Consider the following 17,665-nt stretch of genomic DNA (forward strand, 5'->3'; position numbering starts at 1 on the left):
AGTCCGGCGGTCCGGCGCGGGCGGGGTGTGGACAACCGGCGACACGGGGCTGCCCCGTGCCGCCCGCGTCCCCGGCCTGGTGGCGCGGGCGGCGGCGCACCGGGTAGAACCGTCTCCGAGCTGCTTCTATTCCGTCTGACACGGTGCGAGGGCGGGTCGCCCCGCGCCCGCGGCATACGCTGGACGCGTTTGCCGGACCGCCCGAGGAGAGGAAGCGCGTGGTGAGTGCCAACAGGCGTGGGAGTGCGCCGCAGGGCGGTGTCGGGAGCCCGGACGCCCCGGTCTTCGCACCAGGTCCGGACGGGCTCGCCCACCTGGAGCTGATCCTCAACGGCGCCTACCCGCTGCCCGGTTTCATGACGCGGGACGAGGCGGTGTCGGTGGAGCGGGACGGCCGTCTGCCCGACGGGCGTCCCTGGCCGGTTCCGGTCACGCTGGAGGTGCCCGAGGAGCTGTCCGGAGCCGACCACCTGACCCTCTCCGACCCGGAGGGCGCGCCGCTGGCCGGGCTCGACGTCACCGAGCACTGGCGTGACGCGGGGGGCCGCCACCTCCTGGCCGGTTCCGTGACCCTGCTGCGCCCGCCCACCTACGGCGTGCTGCGCGAGCTGCGGCCCTCGCCCGCGGAGGTGCGGGCCCAGCGCGAGCTGGAGCCCTCCGAGCGCCCCCTGCTGGCCGTGGTCACCGACCGGCCGCTGCACCACCGCGCCCTGCACCAGATCCGGGCCGAGGCCGACGCGCTGGGCCTGGTCCACGGCGAGGGCGGGCGCGCCGACGTGCTGGTGATCGTCGACACCGGTCTGGAGGACGAGGGCATGGCCACGGCGGTGCTGGCCGCCGGGCCCCTGCTGCCCGCGCGCACCTCCTTCGTGGTGTGCACGCTGCCCAGGAGCGCCGACCGCGCCCGGGGCCTGTTCGGCGGGCCGTGGGGGCCGCGCCAGGTGGGTCTGGCCGCGCACGTGGCCGCGTCCTACGGCGCCACCCACATGCTGGCGGTGACCGGTGGGGACGGCCCCGACGTCGAGCGGGTGATGGCCCTGCGCCCGCCCCTGACCGTGCTGGACCCCGAACCGTGGCGCTACCACTCCTCCGACGGGCTGTGGCTGCCCATGACCCGGACCGACCCGGCGTCCGCGCGGGTCGAGCTGACCGACGAGCAGGTGGAGACGGAGCTGGCGCACGGGCGCGAGCTGCCCTCGTGGTTCACCCCGGCCCGGGTGGGCGCGGAGCTGGCGCGGCTGCGCCCGGCCCGCACCTCCAGGGGCCTGACCGTGCTGTTCACGGGTCTGTCCGGCTCGGGCAAGTCCACGATCGCCCGGGGGGTGTGCGACGGCATCCGCAGGTCGGGGCGCCCGGTGACCCTGCTGGACGGCGACGTGGTGCGGCGCATGCTCTCCAGCGGGTTGACCTTCTCCCGCGAGCACCGGGAGCTCAACATCCGCCGGATCGGCTACGTGGCCTCGGAGATCACCCGGCACGGCGGGGTCACCGTGTGCGCGCCGATCGCCCCCTACGCCAAGGGGCGGGCGGAGGTGCGCGCGATGGTGGAGGAGTTCGGCGACTTCTTCCTGGTGCACGTGGCGACCCCGCTGGAGGTGTGCGAGGCCCGCGACCGCAAGGGCCTGTACGCCAAGGCGCGGGCGGGGGAGATCCCCGAGTTCACCGGGATCTCCGACCCCTACGAGGAACCGGACGACGCCGACCTGGTGGTGGACACCGAGAGCGTGGACCCGGCCGAGTCCGTGGCCAGGGTGCTGTCGGCCCTGCGCGCGGGCGGCTGGCTGCCCGAGCACGACGGCTGAACCGCGGCGCGAACAGTGGAGGACGAGAGTTGAACGACCCCCGAGACCCCCGGGACGTGCGGGACGCACAGGGCGGCAGGGACGGCGGCCCGCCGGTCGGGCACCGGGTGCTGCGCCTGGTCGAGGTGATGGACACCCTGCGCCGGGAGTGCCCGTGGGACCGCGACCAGACCCACGGGTCGCTGGCCAAGTACCTCATCCAGGAGGCCTACGAGACCCTGGAGACCATCGAGGAGGGCGACTTCGCGCTGCTGCGCGAGGAGTTGGGCGACGTGCTGCTCCAGGTGGTCTTCCACGCGGCGGTCGCCGCCGAGCGGCCCGAGGGGGACCCGGCGCGGTTCACGGTGGACGACGTCGCCGACGCCATCATCGACAAGATGACCCGTCGCCACCCGCACGTGTTCGGCGGGGTCGAGGTGTCGGGCGCCGACGAGGTGGGGTCCAACTGGGAGGCCATCAAGGCCGCCGAGCGGGCGGAGAAGGCCAGGGCGGCGGGCGGTGACGGGCGCAACTCGGTCCTGGACGGGGTGCCGTTCGCCCAGCCCGCGGTGCTGCTGGCCGACGAGTTGCAGAGGCGGGCGGTGCGCAACGGCTTCCCCGCCGACCTGGTCGGCGACGACGGGGCCGAGGGCGGGGAGCTGTTCTCGGCGGTGGCGGCCGAACGCGGTCGGGGCCGCGACGCCGAGAGCGACCTGAGGGCGGCGGCCCGCCGGTTCGACGCGCGTGTGCGCGCCGCCGAGGACGCCGCCCGCGCGGACGGCAGGGAGCCCCGCGAGCTGTCCGAGAGGGAGTGGCGGACCTACTGGGACAAGGCGGGCGAGGCCTGACGGGCCGGCCGTAGTGCGGCCGGTGTGAAGCGGGTGCCCTGGCCTGCGCTGATCTCCTGCTTGCGGCCGGTGCCGGCGCCCGGACCCCGCTGTGGGTACGAGACCACGGCGAAGGGGGCGGGTGGATCCGCTGGTCGCCGGTCCGGGTCAGGCCCCGGCGGGTGCGGGGGCGTCCAGCTCCAGGGCCTCCGACGCCCGTGACAGCCTGTTGTCGAAACCGCCGAGGGAGGACAGCAGCGGGGCCAGCCGGAGCAGGAGGCCGCGTGCCAGCAGCGCCGGTCGGGTGCGCGGGAGCAGGAACGCCTGGCCCCGGTCGGCGATGTCCTGGTTGGCCGCCACGAACGGCCTCATCCGGGCCTCGTAGGCGGCCAGCGCCGCGCGGTGGTCGTCGTGGCGGGCGAGTTCCCGTGCCAGGACGTGGGCGCCGACCACGGCCAGGCTGCTGCCCTGCCCCGACATGGGGGAGGGGCAGTACCCGGCGTCGCCGAGCAGGGTCACGCGCCCGGTCGACCAGCGGTCCATGCGGATCTGGGCGACGGAGTCGAAGTAGAAGTCCGGGGCCCGCTCCATCGCCTCCAGGATCCGGTCGGCCTCCCACCCGTGCCCGGCGAAGGCGCGGCGCAGGAACTCCCTCTGCTGTCCGGGCGGCCTGCGGTCGACGCCGTTCTCCTCGCGCGCGGACAGCGCCAGCATGGCCTTGGCCCCCCGCGCGCGGGGCGTCTGGTACATGGCCACGAGCCGCCCCGGGGTGTTGAACAGCACGGCCTCGCGGTCCAGCCCCGGGTGGTTGGGCACCGTGAAGATGCTGATGTAGCTGCCCAGGAAGCGGCGGTGGGGGGCCTCCGGGCCGAACGCGAGCCGCCGGGTCGTGGAGTGCAGGCCGTCCGCCCCCACGACGAGGTCGAACACGCGCGGCCTGGACCGCTCGAAGGTCACGCGGACCCCGTCCGGCTCCTGTTCGATCGCGGTGACGGAGTCCCCGTAGAGGTACTCGGTGTACGCGGTGGTCGGCGCGTGGACCAGGCGGACCAGGTCGCCGCGCAGCAGTTCGGCGGAGCGGCCGTCGGCGGTGACCGAACTCGCCTCGAAGCCGCCCGTGCGCCTGCCGCGGGCGTCCACGGTCGTGGCCCTGGACATCTCGGTGGCCGAGGCCCGGACGCCGTCGAGCACCCCCATGCGCTCGGCGACGTCCAGGGCCGTGCCGCGCACGTCGATGGCGTAGCCGCCGGTGCGGGGCGCGGGGGCGCGTTCGACGACGGTGGCCTCGATGCCGTGGTGGTGGAGCCAGTGGGCGAGGGTCGGCCCGGCGATGCCCGCGCCGGAGATCAGGACGTTGCGTACGGCGGTCATGGGTTCTCGCTCCTTCGGGTGCCGTTGCCACCACGCTAGAACTCTACTTACCGTGCGTCAAGTAACTTACCGATCGACAAGTAAACTACTGGCCGGAAGGTCGGAGTTAGACTCGGCTGACCGGGTGGCGAGGGAACGGGAGTGACACGGGTGCCCAGAGCGCGGAGCGACACCAAGGCGCAGATCCGGGCGGTGGCCCTGGAGCTGTTCGCCCGCAAGGGGTTCGAGAAGACCAGCCTGCGCGAGATAGCCGAGCGCCTGGACATCACCAAGGCCGCGCTGTACTACCACTTCCCCTCCAAGAACGACCTGCTCACGTCACTGGTCAGGCCCCTGGGCGAGGACATGGAGGCGCTCTTCGCCAGGTACGGCGGCCGTGGCGGGGCCGACGACCCGCGCGCGCTGCTGGGCGACTACTTCGACGTCTGCGTGCGCCACAGCGCCCTGCTGCTCGCCGTCCTCAACGACCTGGGCGCGCTGGCCGACGTGGGGCTGGTCGAATCCGTCATCTCCTGGCGCCGACGCCTGGACGCCCTCCTCGTGGGGCCCGAGGGCGGCGTGCCCGCCCGGATGGGCGCCGTGATCGCCCTCGGCGGCATCCAGGACCTCTCGGTCATGTTCTCCCCCGAGGAGGCCGCCGACCACCGCGAACGCGCCATCGACATCGCCATGGCCGCCCTGGAGTCGGGCATGTCCGATATGGACTAGACCAATTCCGCCGGGTGCGCGCTTCCTCCCCGGTGCGGGGTCGCTAGTCTCGTGTCGGGTCCTGAACCAGTGGTCCGAGAAACCCCAAGAGACGGAGAGAGACCGTGGCGTCCATCGAGGCAGTACAGGCGCGGGAGATCCTTGACTCCCGGGGCAACCCGACAGTCGAGGTCGAGGTTCTGCTCGACGACGGAACCATCGCGCGCGCGGGCGTCCCCAGCGGCGCCTCCACCGGCCAGTTCGAGGCCGTCGAGCTGCGCGACGGCGGTGACCGCTACGGCGGCAAGGGCGTGACCAAGGCCGTCACGGCCGTCAACGACGAGATCGCCGACGAGCTGCTCGGCCACGCCCCCGACGAGCAGCGCATCATCGACCGCGCGCTCATCGACCTGGACGGCACCCCGGACAAGTCCCGGATCGGCGCCAACGCCATCCTGGGCGCCTCCCTGGCCGTGGCCAGGGCCGCCGCGGCCGAGGCCGGGCTGCCCCTGTTCCGCTACATCGGCGGCCCCAACGCGCACGTGCTGCCGGTGCCGATGATGAACATCCTCAACGGCGGCGCGCACGCCGACAGCAACGTCGACATCCAGGAGTTCATGGTCGCGCCGATCGGCGCTCCCACCTTCTCCGAGGCCGTCCGCTGGGGCACCGAGGTCTACCACGCCCTCAAGTCGGTCCTCAAGGCCCACGGCCTGGCCACCGGCGTGGGCGACGAGGGCGGCTTCGCCCCCAACCTGGACAGCAACCGCGCCGCCCTCGACCTGATCGTGGAGGCCATCGAGAAGGCGGGCTACACCCCGGGCACCGACATCGCGCTCGCCCTGGACGTGGCCGCCAGCGAGTTCTTCAGCGACGGCGTGTACACCTTCGAGGGCAAGGCCCGCTCCTCGGAGGAGATGGCCGCCTACTACGCCGAGCTGGTGGAGGCCTACCCGCTCGTCTCGATCGAGGACCCCCTCGACGAGGAGGACTGGGAGGGCTGGAAGAAGCTCACCGCCCAGCTGGGCGACAAGGTGCAGCTCGTGGGCGACGACCTGTTCGTCACCAACCCCGAGCGGCTCCAGCGCGGCATCCTGGCCGACACCGCCAACTCGCTGCTGGTGAAGGTCAACCAGATCGGCACCCTCACCGAGACGCTGGACGCGGTCTCCCTCGCCCAGCGCAGCGGTTACACGGCCATGATCAGCCACCGCTCCGGCGAGACCGAGGACACCACCATCGCCGACATCGCGGTGGCCACCAACGCCGGGCAGATCAAGACCGGCGCCCCGGCTCGCAGCGAGCGGGTCGCCAAGTACAACCAGCTGCTGCGTATCGAGGAGGAACTCGACGACGCCGCCGTGTACGCGGGCGTGTCGGCCTTCCCGCGCTTCGCCGCGCGCGGCTAGTCTGCCCCAGTGCCCCGCGAATCCGAGCAGCAGCGTCCAAAGGCCAAGAAGGCGGCCAAAGCCGACAGGCCAGGGCGCGGCCCTGCCCGGAAGACGGGGTCCTCGGGCACGGGCACGGGCCGCACCCCCCGGGTGCGGCCCATGCTCACCAGCCGCGCGGCCATCCTCGCGCTCGTGGTGTGCGTGATCGCGCTCAGCCTGGCCTACCCGCTGCGCGAGTACATCGCCCAGCGCGCCCAGCTCGCCGAACTCCGCGAGGAGCGCGCGCGCATGGAGCAGAGCGTGCAGGACCTGCGCCAGCGCGAGGAGGAGATGACCCAGGACGCCTATGTGGAGCGCGAGGCCCGCGTCCGGCTGCACTACCAGTACCCCGGCGAGACCGCCTACATCGTCATCCCTCCCGACTCCGAGGACGAGGACGAGGACGACACCGGCCCCAGCGAGCCCTGGTTCACCACCCTGTGGCGCTCGGTGGAAGAGGCCGACAGCCCGCCGCCCGACGACGGGCTCTGAGCCCGCGCCCTCAGAGCAGGGCGCCCGCGGCCCACGCCCCCGCCGCCAGTGCGGCCAGCGCGCAGCCCCCGGTCAGGGCCGCGTAGCCGGCGGCGGCCGGGACACGCCCCTCCCGGGCCAGGGAGAGGACCTCGTGGGAGAAGGTCGAGTACGTGGTCAGCGCGCCGCACAACCCGACGGAGAGCAGGGCCCACAGCCGCGGGGGGAGCGCCGCCGCCCCCGCCGCGCCGACCAGCAGCCCCAGCAGCAGGGTGCCCGCGACGTTCACGGTGAACGTGCCCCAGGGCAGCCCCGTGCCGACCGCGCGCGAGACGGCCCGGTCCACCAGGTAGCGCAGGGCCGCGCCCGCGCCGCCGCCCAGACCGACGAGCCACACATCCCAGTTCACGGCCGCCTCCTACGGACCAGCGCGCGGACCGCGCGCCCCGTGGCCCACGCGCCCAGGGCGGTCCCGGCCACCGCCCCGACCAGCGTGAGCGCCATGTAGGCCGCGGCCTCGGCGACCCGTCCGGAGGCCGCCAGCGCCCCCGTGTCCAGGACGTGGGCCGAGTAGGTGGTGAACCCGCCCAGGAAGCCGGTGCCGAGCAGCTGCCTGACCCAGGGCGGCGCGGGCCGGGGCCCGGCGGCGGCCGCGACCAGGACGCCGATGAGCACCGAGCCCGCGAGGTTGACGGCCAGGGTGGCCAGCGGCGGACCGCCGTCGGGGGTCGGCCAGGCCTGCGCCACCAGGTGGCGGGCCACCGCCCCCGCGGCCCCGCCGCAGGCGGCGATCCCGGCCATGGCGGCCACGTGCCGGGAGCGGGGCGCTCGGTCGTCGGCGGACATGGTTCTCCCCACACGTCGTGGCCCCGGCCGCGGGAGCCGGAACGCCGGTGCGCAGGGACCGTTGGCGGACGTCGCGGTCGGCTGACGGCAGGCCCCACCGCCGCGCGCCGACCGGTGTGACGGCGCCACGGACGCCTGAGGCCCGTGCGCCGCCATCCTACTCGCGGGACGCGGGGGTGTTCCGTGCCCGGCGACGGCTCCGCGCGGGAGGGGCGACAGGGACGCCCGCGCCTTCGGGTGCGTGTGCGGCCCTATGCTGGGTGCGCCATGACTTCCGCAGATCAGCCCGCGCCCGGGCACGCCGCCGGGCGCCCCGCTCCGGTCGCCGAGCGCGACACCGCCGCCGTCGAACTCCAACTGGGCCGCCCGCCGCGCGGTGTACGCGCGATCGCGCACCGCTGCCCCTGCGGCCTGCCCGACGTGGTGCGCACCGCGCCCCGGCTGGAGAACGGCGAGCCCTTCCCGACCCTGTACTACCTGACGTGCCCGCGCGCCGCCTCGGCCATCGGCCGGATGGAGAACGAGGGCCGCATGCGCCGGATGCAGGAGCGCCTGGGGGAGGAGCCCGAACTCCGGGCCGCCTACACCAGGGCGCACGAGGCCTACCTGGCCGAGCGGGCCGAGCAGGCGCGCCTGGACGGCGTCGAGCCGCTGCCCGAGGGCATGCAGAGCACCGGTGGCATGCCCACCCGGGTCAAGTGCCTGCACGCGCTGGTCGCCCACGAGCTGGCCGAGCCGGGGACCAACCCCTTCGGAGCCGAGGCGCTGGAGGAACTGCCGCACTGGTGGGACAGGGGCCCGTGCGTGTGTGTCGACGAGGACGCCCCCGAGGGCGACGAAGGGAACGCATCATGAGCGGTGTCGCGGCCATCGACTGCGGAACCAACTCCGTCCGGCTGCTGATCGCCGACGTCGTCCACGTGGGCGAGGACGAGGTGCAGGTGGTCGACGTCGACCGGCGCATGGAGATCGTGCGCCTGGGTGAGGGCGTGGACGAGACCGGGGCGTTCGCGCCCCAGGCGCTGGAGCGCACCTTCGAGGCGCTGCGCGGGTACGCCGAGGCCATCGAGGCGCACGGCATCGCCCTGGGCCCGGACGCGGTGCGCATGGTCGCCACCAGCGCCACCCGGGACGCGAGCAACCGCCAGGTCTTCGTCGACGGCGTGCGCGACATCCTCGGCGTGGAGCCCGAGGTAGTCACCGGCCTGGACGAGGCCGAGCTGTCCTTCGTGGGCGCCACCGCCGAGCTGGAGGCCGAGGGCCCGGGCGAGGACCTGGCCCCGCCCTTCCTGGTCGTGGACATCGGCGGCGGCTCCACCGAGTTCGTCCTGGGCGGCGCCTTGTCCGGGGACGACGGCGAGCTGGTCCGCGCGTCGCTGTCGGTGGACATCGGCTGCGTGCGCATGACCGAGCGCCACCTGCGCAGCGACCCTCCCACGGCGCAGGAGGTCGCGGCGGCGACCGCCGACATCGAGGCCGCGCTGGACGAGGTCGAGCGGGTGGTCCCGCTGCGCGAGGCCGCCTCGGTCGTGTGCGTCGCGGGTACCGCGACCACGGTCGCCGGTATCGCCCTGGACCTGCCCGAGTACGACCCCGAGCGCATCCACCACACCCGCGTGGGCGTCGCCGACCTGGACCGCATCACCGGGGAGCTGCTCAAGGCCACCTCGCGGGAGCGGTCGATGATCGGCGTCATGCACCCGGGCCGGGTGGACGTCATCGGCGCGGGCGCGCTCGTGCTGTCGCGGGTGCTCGCCCGCACGGGGGCCGACTCCTTCACGGCCAGTGAGCACGACATCCTCGACGGTGTGGCCTGGAGCCTGGTCGTGTGACGCCGCCCGCGGGAGGGCGCCCCACCGGGCGTCTTCCGCGGTGCGCGCAAGGGCGCCACGGGTGAGACGTGTCACCCCCCAGGGGCCTTGTGAATGCTTTCACAACCGTTCTGACCTGCGGAAACGTCGGTAGGGTGGAGCGGGAAGTGGTGGGAAGGTGAGCCGGTGTGAACCTTCTCTGTCGGAGGGGGCTTGTGAAAGAATGCACAAGCGAAGGGACGAAGCACCCCGCTCCGACCCGGGCGGCACCCCGCCGCGACCACGGCGCGGGCGACCGAAGACCGTGACAGCCTCGCGGCCCCTGGGAAGGGGCGCCACACAGAAGAACCGTTAGGGCGGAAATGCGATGACCGAGAGCAGGAACTACCGGCTGGTACACGGCGGAGGGGACGACGCGGAGATCCCGCACATCCTCATCGTCGGCGGCGGTTACCTCGGGATGTACACCGCGAGGCGGCTGGAGAAGAAGCTCGGGGCGGGCGAGGCGCGGATCACCGTCATCGACCCCAACTCCTACATGACCTACCAGCCCTTCCTGCCCGAGACCGCGTCCGGCAGCATCTCGCCCCGACACGTGGTCGTCCCGCTGCGCAAGGTCTTCAAGCGGGTCCGCGTCCTGGGCGGCAGGGTCGTGCGCATCGACCACGCCGACCGCACGGTCCGCTACGAGCCCAACGTCGGCGAGGCCCAGACCCTCGCCTACGACTACCTCGTCATGGCCGCCGGAGCGGTCTCGCGCACCCTGCCCATCCCCGGCCTGGCCGAGTGGGGCATCGGGATCAAGACGGTCGAGGAGGCCGCCTTCCTGCGCAACCACGTCCTGGACCAGCTCTCCATCGCCGACTCCACCGACGACGAGGCCATCCGGCGCAAGGCGCTGAACTTCGTCTTCGTCGGCGGCGGATTCGCCGGGGCCGAGGCCATCGCCGAGCTGGAGGACATGGTCCGCGACGCCGTGCGCCACCACCCCTCGATCGGCCTGGAGGACGTGCAGTTCTACCTCATCGAGGCGGCTGACAAGATCCTCCCCGAGGTCGGCCCCGAGGTCGGCAGCAAGGCGCTCAACCAGCTGCGCCGCCGCGGCATCGACGTCCGGCTCAAGACCTTCCTGGAGTCGGCGGTCGACCAGCACATCAAGCTCAGCGACGGCACCGAGTTCGACTCGGGCACGCTGGTGTGGACCGCGGGCGTCAAGCCCAGCCCGGTCGTGGCCGCCAGCGACCTGCCGCTCGGCCCCAAGGGCCACCTGGACACCAGCGAGTACCTGGCCGTCAACGGCGTGGAGAACGCCTTCGCGGGCGGCGACAACGCGCAGGTGCCGGACGGCAACGGCGGCTACTACCCGCCCAACGCCCAGAACGCGGTCCGCCAGGCCCCGGTCCTGGCCGACAACGTGATCGCCGCCCTGCGCGGCACCGAGCCCAAGGCCTACCGCCACAAGAACCTGGGCGCGGTCGCCGGGCTCGGAGTCCACAAGGGCGCCGCCCAGCTGTTCGGCAAGATCAAGCTCAACGGCCGCCTGGCCTGGTACGCGCACCGGTCCTACCACCTGTTCGCGGTCCCGACCTTCAACCGCAAGATGCGCGTGCTCTCGGACTGGACGCTCGCCCTCTTCCTGCGCCGCGACTACGCCGCGCTCCCGGAGATGGCCGAGCCCCGCCAGGCCTTCGAGGAGGCCAGCCACCCGCAGATCGAGGACGGCCGCCTCCGCCGGGTCAGCTGACCGGGCGCGGCCCACGCGACAGGCGCGCGACACGGCCGGCTTCCCCGAGGGGAGCCGGCCGTTTCCTGTCCCAATGCGGCCAAGCCAAGTCAAAGTGGGCAATCAACCCGCCCGGTATGATGGGCCACGCCCTCGTAGCCCAATGGAAGAGGCAGGCCCCCTAAAAGGGTCACAAGTGTCGGTTCGAGTCCGACCGGGGGTACCCACGGCAACCAGCTCCGACGACGCCTGCTCACCGAGCAGGCGTCGTGTGTTTCGCGGGCCGGACGCCGCCCCGTGTTCCCACGGGGCCTCCGCGTCGGTCCCTCAGCGCGTCGGCCCCTGCTGCTCCATCAACAGCTGCAACTGCGTGAACAGGCGCTCCCCGGGGTCCCCCAGGTCGATCCCGCTCACCGACGCCGCCCGGCGCACCCGGTACCGCAGCGTGTTCGGGTGGATGTGCAGCCGCTCCGCCGCCGCCCGCGCGTCCCCGAACGCCTCCAGGTAGGCCAGCAGGGAGCGCACCAGGTCGGCGCCGCCCGCGCGGTCGTGCTCGATCAGCCGGCTCACCCGCGGGTCCCGCAGCGACGGGTCCTCGCGCAGCCGTGCCAGCGTCTCGCTGACCAGCACCCGCGAGCGCACGTCGGAGATGGTCGCCACGTCCCAGCCCGGACCCCGGTCGGGAGAGCGTTCCACCGCGTCCAGGACCCGGTCCGCCTCCGCACGCGAGTCCGGCACGTCCCCCAGCCGCTCCACCAGCGACCCCACCGCCGCGCGCACCTCCAGTCCCAGCGCCGCGCGCGCCGCCGCCACCGTCTTGCGGGTCAGCGCCAGCACCGACCGCTCCACCCCGCGCCGCCCCTCCCGGACGCGCGCCAGGTCCGGCAGCAGCACGTAGACCCGACCGCCCAGCGCGGTCACCAGGGCGCTGCGCCGGTAGGCCGCGGTGTGCACCGACACCAGGTCGATCAGCTGACGTCGGCGCAACTCGCGCTCGGGCCGGTCGGGGCGCTCCTCAGCCGCGCCCTCGGACCCCTCGACCAGGGCGAACGCCACCACCAGCGCTCCCCGGTCGGCGTGCACCTCCACGGTGTCGGCCAGCGCTCCGGCGTCGATCCTGCCCTCCAGCAGGCTCGACAGCAGGTCCTCGCGCAGCCGCAGCCCCGCGCTGGCCTGCGTGCGCTGGCGGATCATCTGCAGCGCGGTGGTGCGCGCCGCGCCCAGCAGGGCCTCCTCCGCGTGCTCGGCCAGCGGCCGGTCGCCCTCCTGCACCCAGATCGCGCCCAGCGGCTGGCGTCCCGCGTGGATGCCCACGGCCAACCGGCGCCTGATGCCCAGTTCGGGGTGCTCCTCCACCCGCACCACCTCCTCGCCCGCGCGCAGCTTGGCGAACACCCCCCACTCGCGCAGCAGCGCCAGGTACGACTCCGGGCCGCGCCGCCCCAGCACCGACAGCCGCCGCAGCTCGTCCACCTCGGCGCCGCTGGAGTAGGCCAGCACCCGGCTCGCCGCGTCCTCGATGCTCACCAGCCCGCCGGTGAGCCTGGCGATGGTCTGCGCCATGGAGAACAGGTCGCCGCCGGACTCGCCCAGGTCCTCCGAGGCGGTCAGGCGGGCCTCGTCCAGGATGGACCGGCACACCGACTGCAACTGGTCCCAGCGCACCTCGGGGCGCACCGCGAGCAGGGCGATCCCCGCCTCCCGCGCCTCGGTGCGCAGCGCCCGCGCCTCGTCACCGCCTCCGGGCCGGGGGCGGCCGGGGCGCGTCCCGGCGGTCGGCGGCGCCTCCTCCGACGCCGGGTGCGCGCTGGTCTTGACCGCGACGGCCGTGGCGCCGCGCTCGGCCAGCGCCCTGACCAGGCGCCGCGCGGAGGCGCCCCGCGCCCCGATCAGCAGCACCAGGTCCCCCTCGCGCACCTCCGTGCGGTCCTCCGGGTCGAGGATGACGACGTTGTCCACCTGGACATCGAGCCCGTCCGGGGCGGCGGCCACGTCCACGACGGGGTCGCCCAGGGCCAGCAGCAGTCCGCGCAAGGGCAGACCCGTGGTCCTGTCATCGGATGAACCATCCTGAACAGGAGGAACCTCCGGCCGCGGGTGCGGTCGGGGCGACCCGCCGCCGGAGGCGGGACGCGGGTCGGAAGCGGGGCGGTCGTTGCTCATGTGTGTCCCATTTTGTCCTGGAGAACAAATAAGGCGGGCAAAGAGTGGCCTGGTCCACAAGGTTCGCACGCCCTGCTTCTGGGAGCGTTGAGTCAGCCAACCCTGCTTGTTTCAGGGACATTCTTCACCGGGAAGGTGCCCATGGACGCCGTGACCAACGTCCCTCTGCCCCAGAACGAGCCCGTTCTGTCCTACGCGCCCGGCAGCGCCGAGCGCGAGGAACTCGTGGCCAAGCTGGAGGAGCTCGGCAGCCGGAGCATCGACCTGCCGATGCGCATCGGCGGCGAGAGCCGCATGGGCGGCGGCGAGCCCATCGACGTCGTGCAGCCGCACCGCCACGCCGCGGTCCTGGGCACCATGCGCAACGCCACCCACGAGGACGCCCGCGACGCCGTCGCCGCAGCCAAGGCCGCCGCCCCCGCCTGGCGCGCGATGTCCTTCGACGACCGCGCCGCCATCCTCCTGCGCGCCGCCGAACTGCTCTCGGGCCCCTGGCGCGCCACCATCAACGCCGCCACCATGCTCGGCCAGTCCAAGACCGTGCAGCAGGCGGAGATCGACTCGGCCTGCGAGCTGATCGACTTCTGGCGCTTCAACGTCTCCTACGCCCGCGACCTGATCGCCCAGCAGCCGCTGAGCGTCAAGGGCGTGTGGAACCGCATGGAGCAGCGCCCCCTGGAGGGGTTCGTCTACGCGATCACCCCCTTCAACTTCACCGCCATCGCGGGCAACCTGCCCACCGCCCCGGCCCTGATGGGCAACGTGGTCGTGTGGAAGCCGTCCCCGACCCAGCAGTTCGCCGCCGAGCTGACCATGCGCCTGCTGGAGGAGGCGGGCATGCCCCCCGGCGTCATCAACATGGTCACCGGTGACGGCCTCGCCGTCTCCGACGTCGCCCTCAACGACCCGGAGCTGGCCGGTGTGCACTTCACCGGTTCGACCAGGACCTTCCAGCACCTGTGGAAGAGCGTGGGCGAGAACATCGCCAACTACCGCTCCTACCCGCGCATCGTCGGCGAGACCGGCGGCAAGGACTTCATCGTCGCCCACTCCTCGGCCGACCCCGAGGTCCTGCGCACCGCCATCGTGCGCGGCGCCTTCGAGTACCAGGGCCAGAAGTGCTCGGCCGCCTCGCGCGCCTTCGTCGCCCGCTCGGTGTGGGAGCAGGTCCGCGACGACCTCGTCGCCGAGACCGAGGCCCTGACCATGGGCGACGTCACCGACCTGTCCAACTTCGTCGGCGCCGTCATCGACCGCCGCGCCTTCGACAAGCTGGCCAAGGTCCTGGAGGACGCCAAGTCCGACCCGACCCTGACCGTCCTGGCGGGCGGCACCGCCGACGACTCCGTCGGCTACTTCGTGCGCCCCACCATCATCGAGGGCACCGACCCGTCCCACGACGTGTTCCGCACCGAGTACTTCGGCCCGGTCGTCGCCGTCCACGTCTACGAGGACGAGAAGTTCGACGAGGTCCTCAAGACCGTCGACGAGGGCTCGGCCTACGCCCTGACCGGCGCCGTCCTGGCCAGGGACCGCGCCGCCGTGGCCAAGGCCAGCGAGGCCCTGCGCTTCGCCGCGGGCAACTTCTACGTCAACGACCGCCCGACCGGCTCCATCGTGGGCCAGCAGCCCTTCGGCGGCGGGCGCGCCTCCGGCACCAACGACAAGGCGGGTTCGGCGCAGAACCTGTCCCGCTGGTCCAGCCCGCGCGCCATCAAGGAGACCTTCGTCGCGCCGACGGTCTCCTCCTACCCCCACCAGGGCTGACGAGGAGCCCGGGCACCCTCCCGTCCTGAGGGGGCCCGGGAACCAGCCCGCATCCACCGGCGCGGCCGGGACGAACCCCGCCGCGCCCCGCCCGCGCCAGCCCACCGGCTCGCGCACGTCTTTCCCGAGGTCACCATGCTTCGCAAACCCCTGCTGCTCGCCGCCAGGTCCCAGACCTGCCGCACCATCGTCGAGCGCACCCCCGTCACCCGGGCCATGGTCAAGCGGTTCGTCGCGGGCTCCACCCAGGACGAAGCGCTCCCCGTGGTCGGGGAGCTGACCCGGGACCGCCACGTCACCCTGGACTTCCTGGGCGAGGACACCACCGACACGGCCCAGGCCGAGGCGACGGTGACCGCCTACCGGGACCTGCTGGCCGCGCTGGGCGAGGCGGGCCTGGCCGAGCGCGCCGAGGTCTCGGTCAAGCTCTCGGCCGTGGGCCAGTTCCTCAACAGCGACGGCGAGAAGATCGCCCTGGACAACGCCCGCCGGATCGCCGAGGCGGCCAAGGCGGTCGGCACCACGATGACCCTGGACATGGAGGACCACACCACCACCGACTCCACGCTGGGCATCCTGCGCGAACTGCGCCAGGACTTCCCCTTCGTGGGCGCGGTGCTCCAGGCCTACCTGCGCCGCACCGAGGCCGACTGCCGCGACCTGAGCGGGGCCGGTTCGCGCGTGCGCCTGTGCAAGGGGGCCTACGACGAGCCCGAGTCGGTGGCCTTCCGCGACAAGGCCGAGGTGGACAAGGCCTACGTGCGCGCGCTGCGCGTGCTGATGGAGGGCGAGGGCTACCCGATGGTGGCCTCGCACGACCCGCGCATGATCGCCATCGCCGGCTCGCTGGCCGCCGCCAACGGCCGCGGCGAGGACGACTTCGAGTACCAGATGCTCTACGGGATCCGCGACGCCGAGCAGGTCCGGCTGGCCGCCGAGGGCAACCGGATGCGGGTCTACGTGCCCTACGGCGACGAGTGGTACGGCTACTACATGCGCCGTCTGGCGGAGCGTCCGGCGAACGTGCTCTTCCTCGCCCGGTCCCTGGTCACGCGCGGCTAGCGCGGCCGTCACGGCTCCGTCGCCCGCGGGCGGCCCGGGCCGAGGGGGAGGGGGTCGGTGTCCTCGGGCGCCGGCCCCCTCCCGCGTGTCCGCGGGGCGGGCGCCCACGCGCCGTGCGAGGGCCGCGTGCCGGCCCCGGCCGGGCCGCGGCGCCGTGTCTGAACAGTGACCTTGCCCGTGGAACTCCGGATGAGGAGCGTACGTTACCTTGTGGGCAGCAATCCACGCGTGAAAGGGTCTTGACTAGACATGCGGATGCGGAGTTCCAACCCCGTCCTCAAGCGGGCGCTCCAGCAGGCCGGTCCTGCCGGGCACGCCCAGCAGGGGTTCAACGGCCAGCCGGGTTACGGCTACGGCCAGCAGCAGGGTCCCTACGGCCAGCCGGGGTACGGACAACCGTACCCGCAGCAGGGGTACGGCCAGCCCTACCCCCAGCAGGGCTACCCCGGCGGTCCGGTGCAGAGCACCGACAACCAGCCGATGACCATCGACGACGTGGTCGTGCGCACCGGTATGACGCTCGGCGTGGTCGCGGCCTTCGCCGTCGTCAACTACTTCCTCTTCAGCTCGGCTCCGGGCATCGCCGTGGTGCTCACCCTCGTGGGTGCGCTCGGCGGTCTGGTGCTGGGCCTGGTGATCTCCTTCAAGCAGATCACCAACCCCGTCGCCATCCTGAGCTACGCCGCCCTGGAGGGCCTGCTCGTCGGCGGCATCTCCGCGATCCTGGCCAACAGCCTGTCGGTCACCACCGGTGACGCCAGCGCGGGCGGCACGCTCGTGACCCAGGCGGTGCTGGGCACCGTCGTGGTGTTCGCCGTGATGCTCGCCCTGTACAAGTTCCGCGTCATCAAGGTGACCGACGGCTTCGTCAAGGTCGTCACGTACGCGGTCATCGGCGCCGCGGCCCTGATGCTGGTCAACTTCGTGGCCAGCTTCTTCATCGCGGGCGGCATCGGTCTGCGCGAGCCCAGCCCGCTCGGCCTGCTCGTCGGCCTGGTGTTCGTGGTCCTGGCCGCGCTGACCCTGGCCATCGAGTTCCGCGGCATCGAGGAGGGCCTCAACGCCGGCATCCCCAACAAGTTCGCCTGGCAGTTCGCCTTCGGCCTGACCGTCTCCCTGGTCTGGCTCTACATCGAGATCCTGCGCCTGCTCTGGATCATCAAGTCGATCTTCGCGGAGTAGTCCGCGCCCGACGCGCGGAGCACTCCCGCGGCCGCCCGCGGCGTCCGCACACCCACGCGAGGGGCCGCCGCCCGGACGGATGTCCGGGCGGCGGCCCCTTCGCCGTGGTCGGCGAGCCCGCGGCGCGCTCAGGCCTTCCCGCGTCGGGGCGCGGGGATGGAGCGGTTCCTGCGACGGCGGTCGTACTCCGTCACGAGGGCCTGCGCGTACCACTGGGGCAACTCGTACTCGTCGGCGAGCCAGTTCGACCGGTCCTGGCAGCGCACCAGGCCCGGTCCCCCGTCCAGGGCGTCGAACCACTCGTGGAGTCCCCGGCCGGTGACGACCGGGATGCGTTCGATGAGCTTGGCGTGGATCTCCGGCGAGTGGGTTACCGACATGGGCACCTCCGGCAGCGCGTTGGCGTGTGGCACTTACCTGCGACCCTGCATCAGGATCACGTTTTGGACAAGCCCCGGTCACCAGCTTTTACCTTGCAGGTGTGAGAACGTTCGTCTTGAAGGGGTATCCAGACGAACCCTGCTGTGACAGGCGGGGTTTCGTG

At 73.0% G+C, this 17,665-nt stretch carries 16 protein-coding genes and 1 tRNA gene; 12 read left to right on the plus strand and 5 right to left on the minus strand.

Annotation, left to right across the window (positions count from 1 at the left end; genetic code table 11):
* Positions 1 to 218: 218 nt before the first annotated feature.
* Together cysC and NDAS_RS00335 are read left to right on the plus strand one after the other, a co-directional pair.
* Entirely contained in the window at positions 219 to 1,802 is a 1,584-nt protein-coding gene (cysC, locus tag NDAS_RS00330; protein WP_013151124.1) for an adenylyl-sulfate kinase, read from the plus strand.
* 128 nt (positions 1,803 to 1,930) lie between these two features.
* A complete protein-coding gene (locus NDAS_RS00335) occupies positions 1,931 to 2,629 on the plus strand; it encodes a MazG family protein (RefSeq protein WP_049800335.1) in 699 nt (232 codons plus the stop codon).
* A 147-nt stretch (positions 2,630 to 2,776) separates the two neighbouring features.
* Here the strand turns inward: NDAS_RS00335 and NDAS_RS00340 are convergent, their stop codons facing one another.
* Entirely contained in the window at positions 2,777 to 3,979 is a 1,203-nt protein-coding gene (locus NDAS_RS00340) for an FAD-dependent monooxygenase (protein WP_013151126.1), read from the minus strand.
* Between the two features lie 150 nt (positions 3,980 to 4,129).
* Here NDAS_RS00340 and NDAS_RS00345 point away from each other — a divergent pair, with 150 nt between their 5' ends.
* From NDAS_RS00345 to NDAS_RS00355, 3 genes are all read left to right on the plus strand, one after another.
* Positions 4,130 to 4,687, plus strand: a complete 558-nt coding sequence (locus NDAS_RS00345; protein WP_013151127.1) for a TetR/AcrR family transcriptional regulator — start codon at positions 4,130 to 4,132, stop codon at positions 4,685 to 4,687.
* Between the two features lie 104 nt (positions 4,688 to 4,791).
* Positions 4,792 to 6,075 (plus strand): phosphopyruvate hydratase, encoded by a 1,284-nt coding sequence (gene eno, locus NDAS_RS00350; RefSeq protein ID WP_013151128.1) that lies wholly within the window; start codon positions 4,792 to 4,794, stop codon positions 6,073 to 6,075.
* A gap of 141 nt (positions 6,076 to 6,216) precedes the next feature.
* A complete protein-coding gene (locus NDAS_RS00355; protein WP_013151129.1) occupies positions 6,217 to 6,588 on the plus strand; it encodes an FtsB family cell division protein in 372 nt (123 codons plus the stop codon).
* A gap of 10 nt (positions 6,589 to 6,598) precedes the next feature.
* On the opposite strand, the gene crcB (NDAS_RS00360) is transcribed toward NDAS_RS00355, so the two are convergent.
* A complete protein-coding gene (crcB, locus tag NDAS_RS00360; RefSeq protein ID WP_013151130.1) occupies positions 6,599 to 6,976 on the minus strand; it encodes a fluoride efflux transporter CrcB in 378 nt (125 codons plus the stop codon).
* Positions 6,973 to 7,413 carry a fluoride efflux transporter CrcB gene (gene crcB, locus NDAS_RS00365; RefSeq protein WP_013151131.1) on the minus strand — a complete coding sequence of 147 codons (441 nt, stop codon included), beginning with the start codon at positions 7,411 to 7,413 and terminating at the stop codon, positions 6,973 to 6,975. Before crcB (NDAS_RS00365) ends, crcB (NDAS_RS00360) begins: the two co-directional genes overlap by 4 nt.
* A gap of 267 nt (positions 7,414 to 7,680) precedes the next feature.
* Between crcB (NDAS_RS00365) and NDAS_RS00370 the strand changes: the two genes are divergently transcribed.
* From NDAS_RS00370 to NDAS_RS00385, 4 genes are all read left to right on the plus strand, one after another.
* Positions 7,681 to 8,268 (plus strand): DUF501 domain-containing protein, encoded by a 588-nt coding sequence (locus NDAS_RS00370; protein ID WP_013151132.1) that lies wholly within the window; start codon positions 7,681 to 7,683, stop codon positions 8,266 to 8,268.
* Entirely contained in the window at positions 8,265 to 9,245 is a 981-nt protein-coding gene (locus NDAS_RS00375; RefSeq protein WP_013151133.1) for a Ppx/GppA phosphatase family protein, read from the plus strand. The genes NDAS_RS00370 and NDAS_RS00375 overlap by 4 nt, the downstream gene beginning before the upstream one ends.
* A gap of 346 nt (positions 9,246 to 9,591) precedes the next feature.
* Complete coding sequence (locus NDAS_RS00380) at positions 9,592 to 10,968, plus strand: NAD(P)/FAD-dependent oxidoreductase (protein ID WP_013151134.1); 1,377 nt, start codon at positions 9,592 to 9,594, stop codon at positions 10,966 to 10,968.
* Positions 10,969 to 11,096: 128 nt separating this feature from the next.
* Positions 11,097 to 11,170, plus strand: a tRNA-Leu gene (locus tag NDAS_RS00385).
* 104 nt (positions 11,171 to 11,274) lie between these two features.
* Here the strand turns inward: NDAS_RS00385 and NDAS_RS00390 are convergent.
* The gene (locus NDAS_RS00390; RefSeq protein ID WP_013151135.1) at positions 11,275 to 13,110 is read right to left on the minus strand and encodes a helix-turn-helix domain-containing protein; all 1,836 of its coding nucleotides are present in this window, start codon (positions 13,108 to 13,110) and stop codon (positions 11,275 to 11,277) included.
* 141 nt (positions 13,111 to 13,251) lie between these two features.
* Here NDAS_RS00390 and pruA point away from each other — a divergent pair, with 141 nt between their 5' ends.
* The 3 genes from pruA to NDAS_RS00405 all read left to right on the plus strand — a co-directional run bounded on the left by pruA (position 13,252) and on the right by NDAS_RS00405 (position 17,121).
* Positions 13,252 to 14,877 carry an L-glutamate gamma-semialdehyde dehydrogenase gene (gene pruA, locus NDAS_RS00395; protein ID WP_013151136.1) on the plus strand — a complete coding sequence of 542 codons (1,626 nt, stop codon included), beginning with the start codon at positions 13,252 to 13,254 and terminating at the stop codon, positions 14,875 to 14,877.
* A 135-nt stretch (positions 14,878 to 15,012) separates the two neighbouring features.
* Positions 15,013 to 15,939, plus strand: coding sequence for a proline dehydrogenase family protein (locus tag NDAS_RS00400; protein WP_013151137.1), 927 nt, complete (start codon positions 15,013 to 15,015; stop codon positions 15,937 to 15,939).
* 249 nt (positions 15,940 to 16,188) lie between these two features.
* Entirely contained in the window at positions 16,189 to 17,121 is a 933-nt protein-coding gene (locus NDAS_RS00405; RefSeq protein ID WP_013151138.1) for a Bax inhibitor-1/YccA family protein, read from the plus strand.
* 128 nt (positions 17,122 to 17,249) lie between these two features.
* On the opposite strand, the gene NDAS_RS00410 is transcribed toward NDAS_RS00405, so the two are convergent.
* Positions 17,250 to 17,501, minus strand: a complete 252-nt coding sequence (locus tag NDAS_RS00410) for a DUF4287 domain-containing protein (RefSeq protein WP_013151139.1) — start codon at positions 17,499 to 17,501, stop codon at positions 17,250 to 17,252.
* Positions 17,502 to 17,665 lie beyond the last annotated feature (164 nt).

This window comes from Nocardiopsis dassonvillei subsp. dassonvillei DSM 43111, from assembly GCF_000092985.1.
In the GTDB taxonomy this organism is placed as follows: Bacteria; Actinomycetota; Actinomycetes; order Streptosporangiales; family Streptosporangiaceae; genus Nocardiopsis; species Nocardiopsis dassonvillei.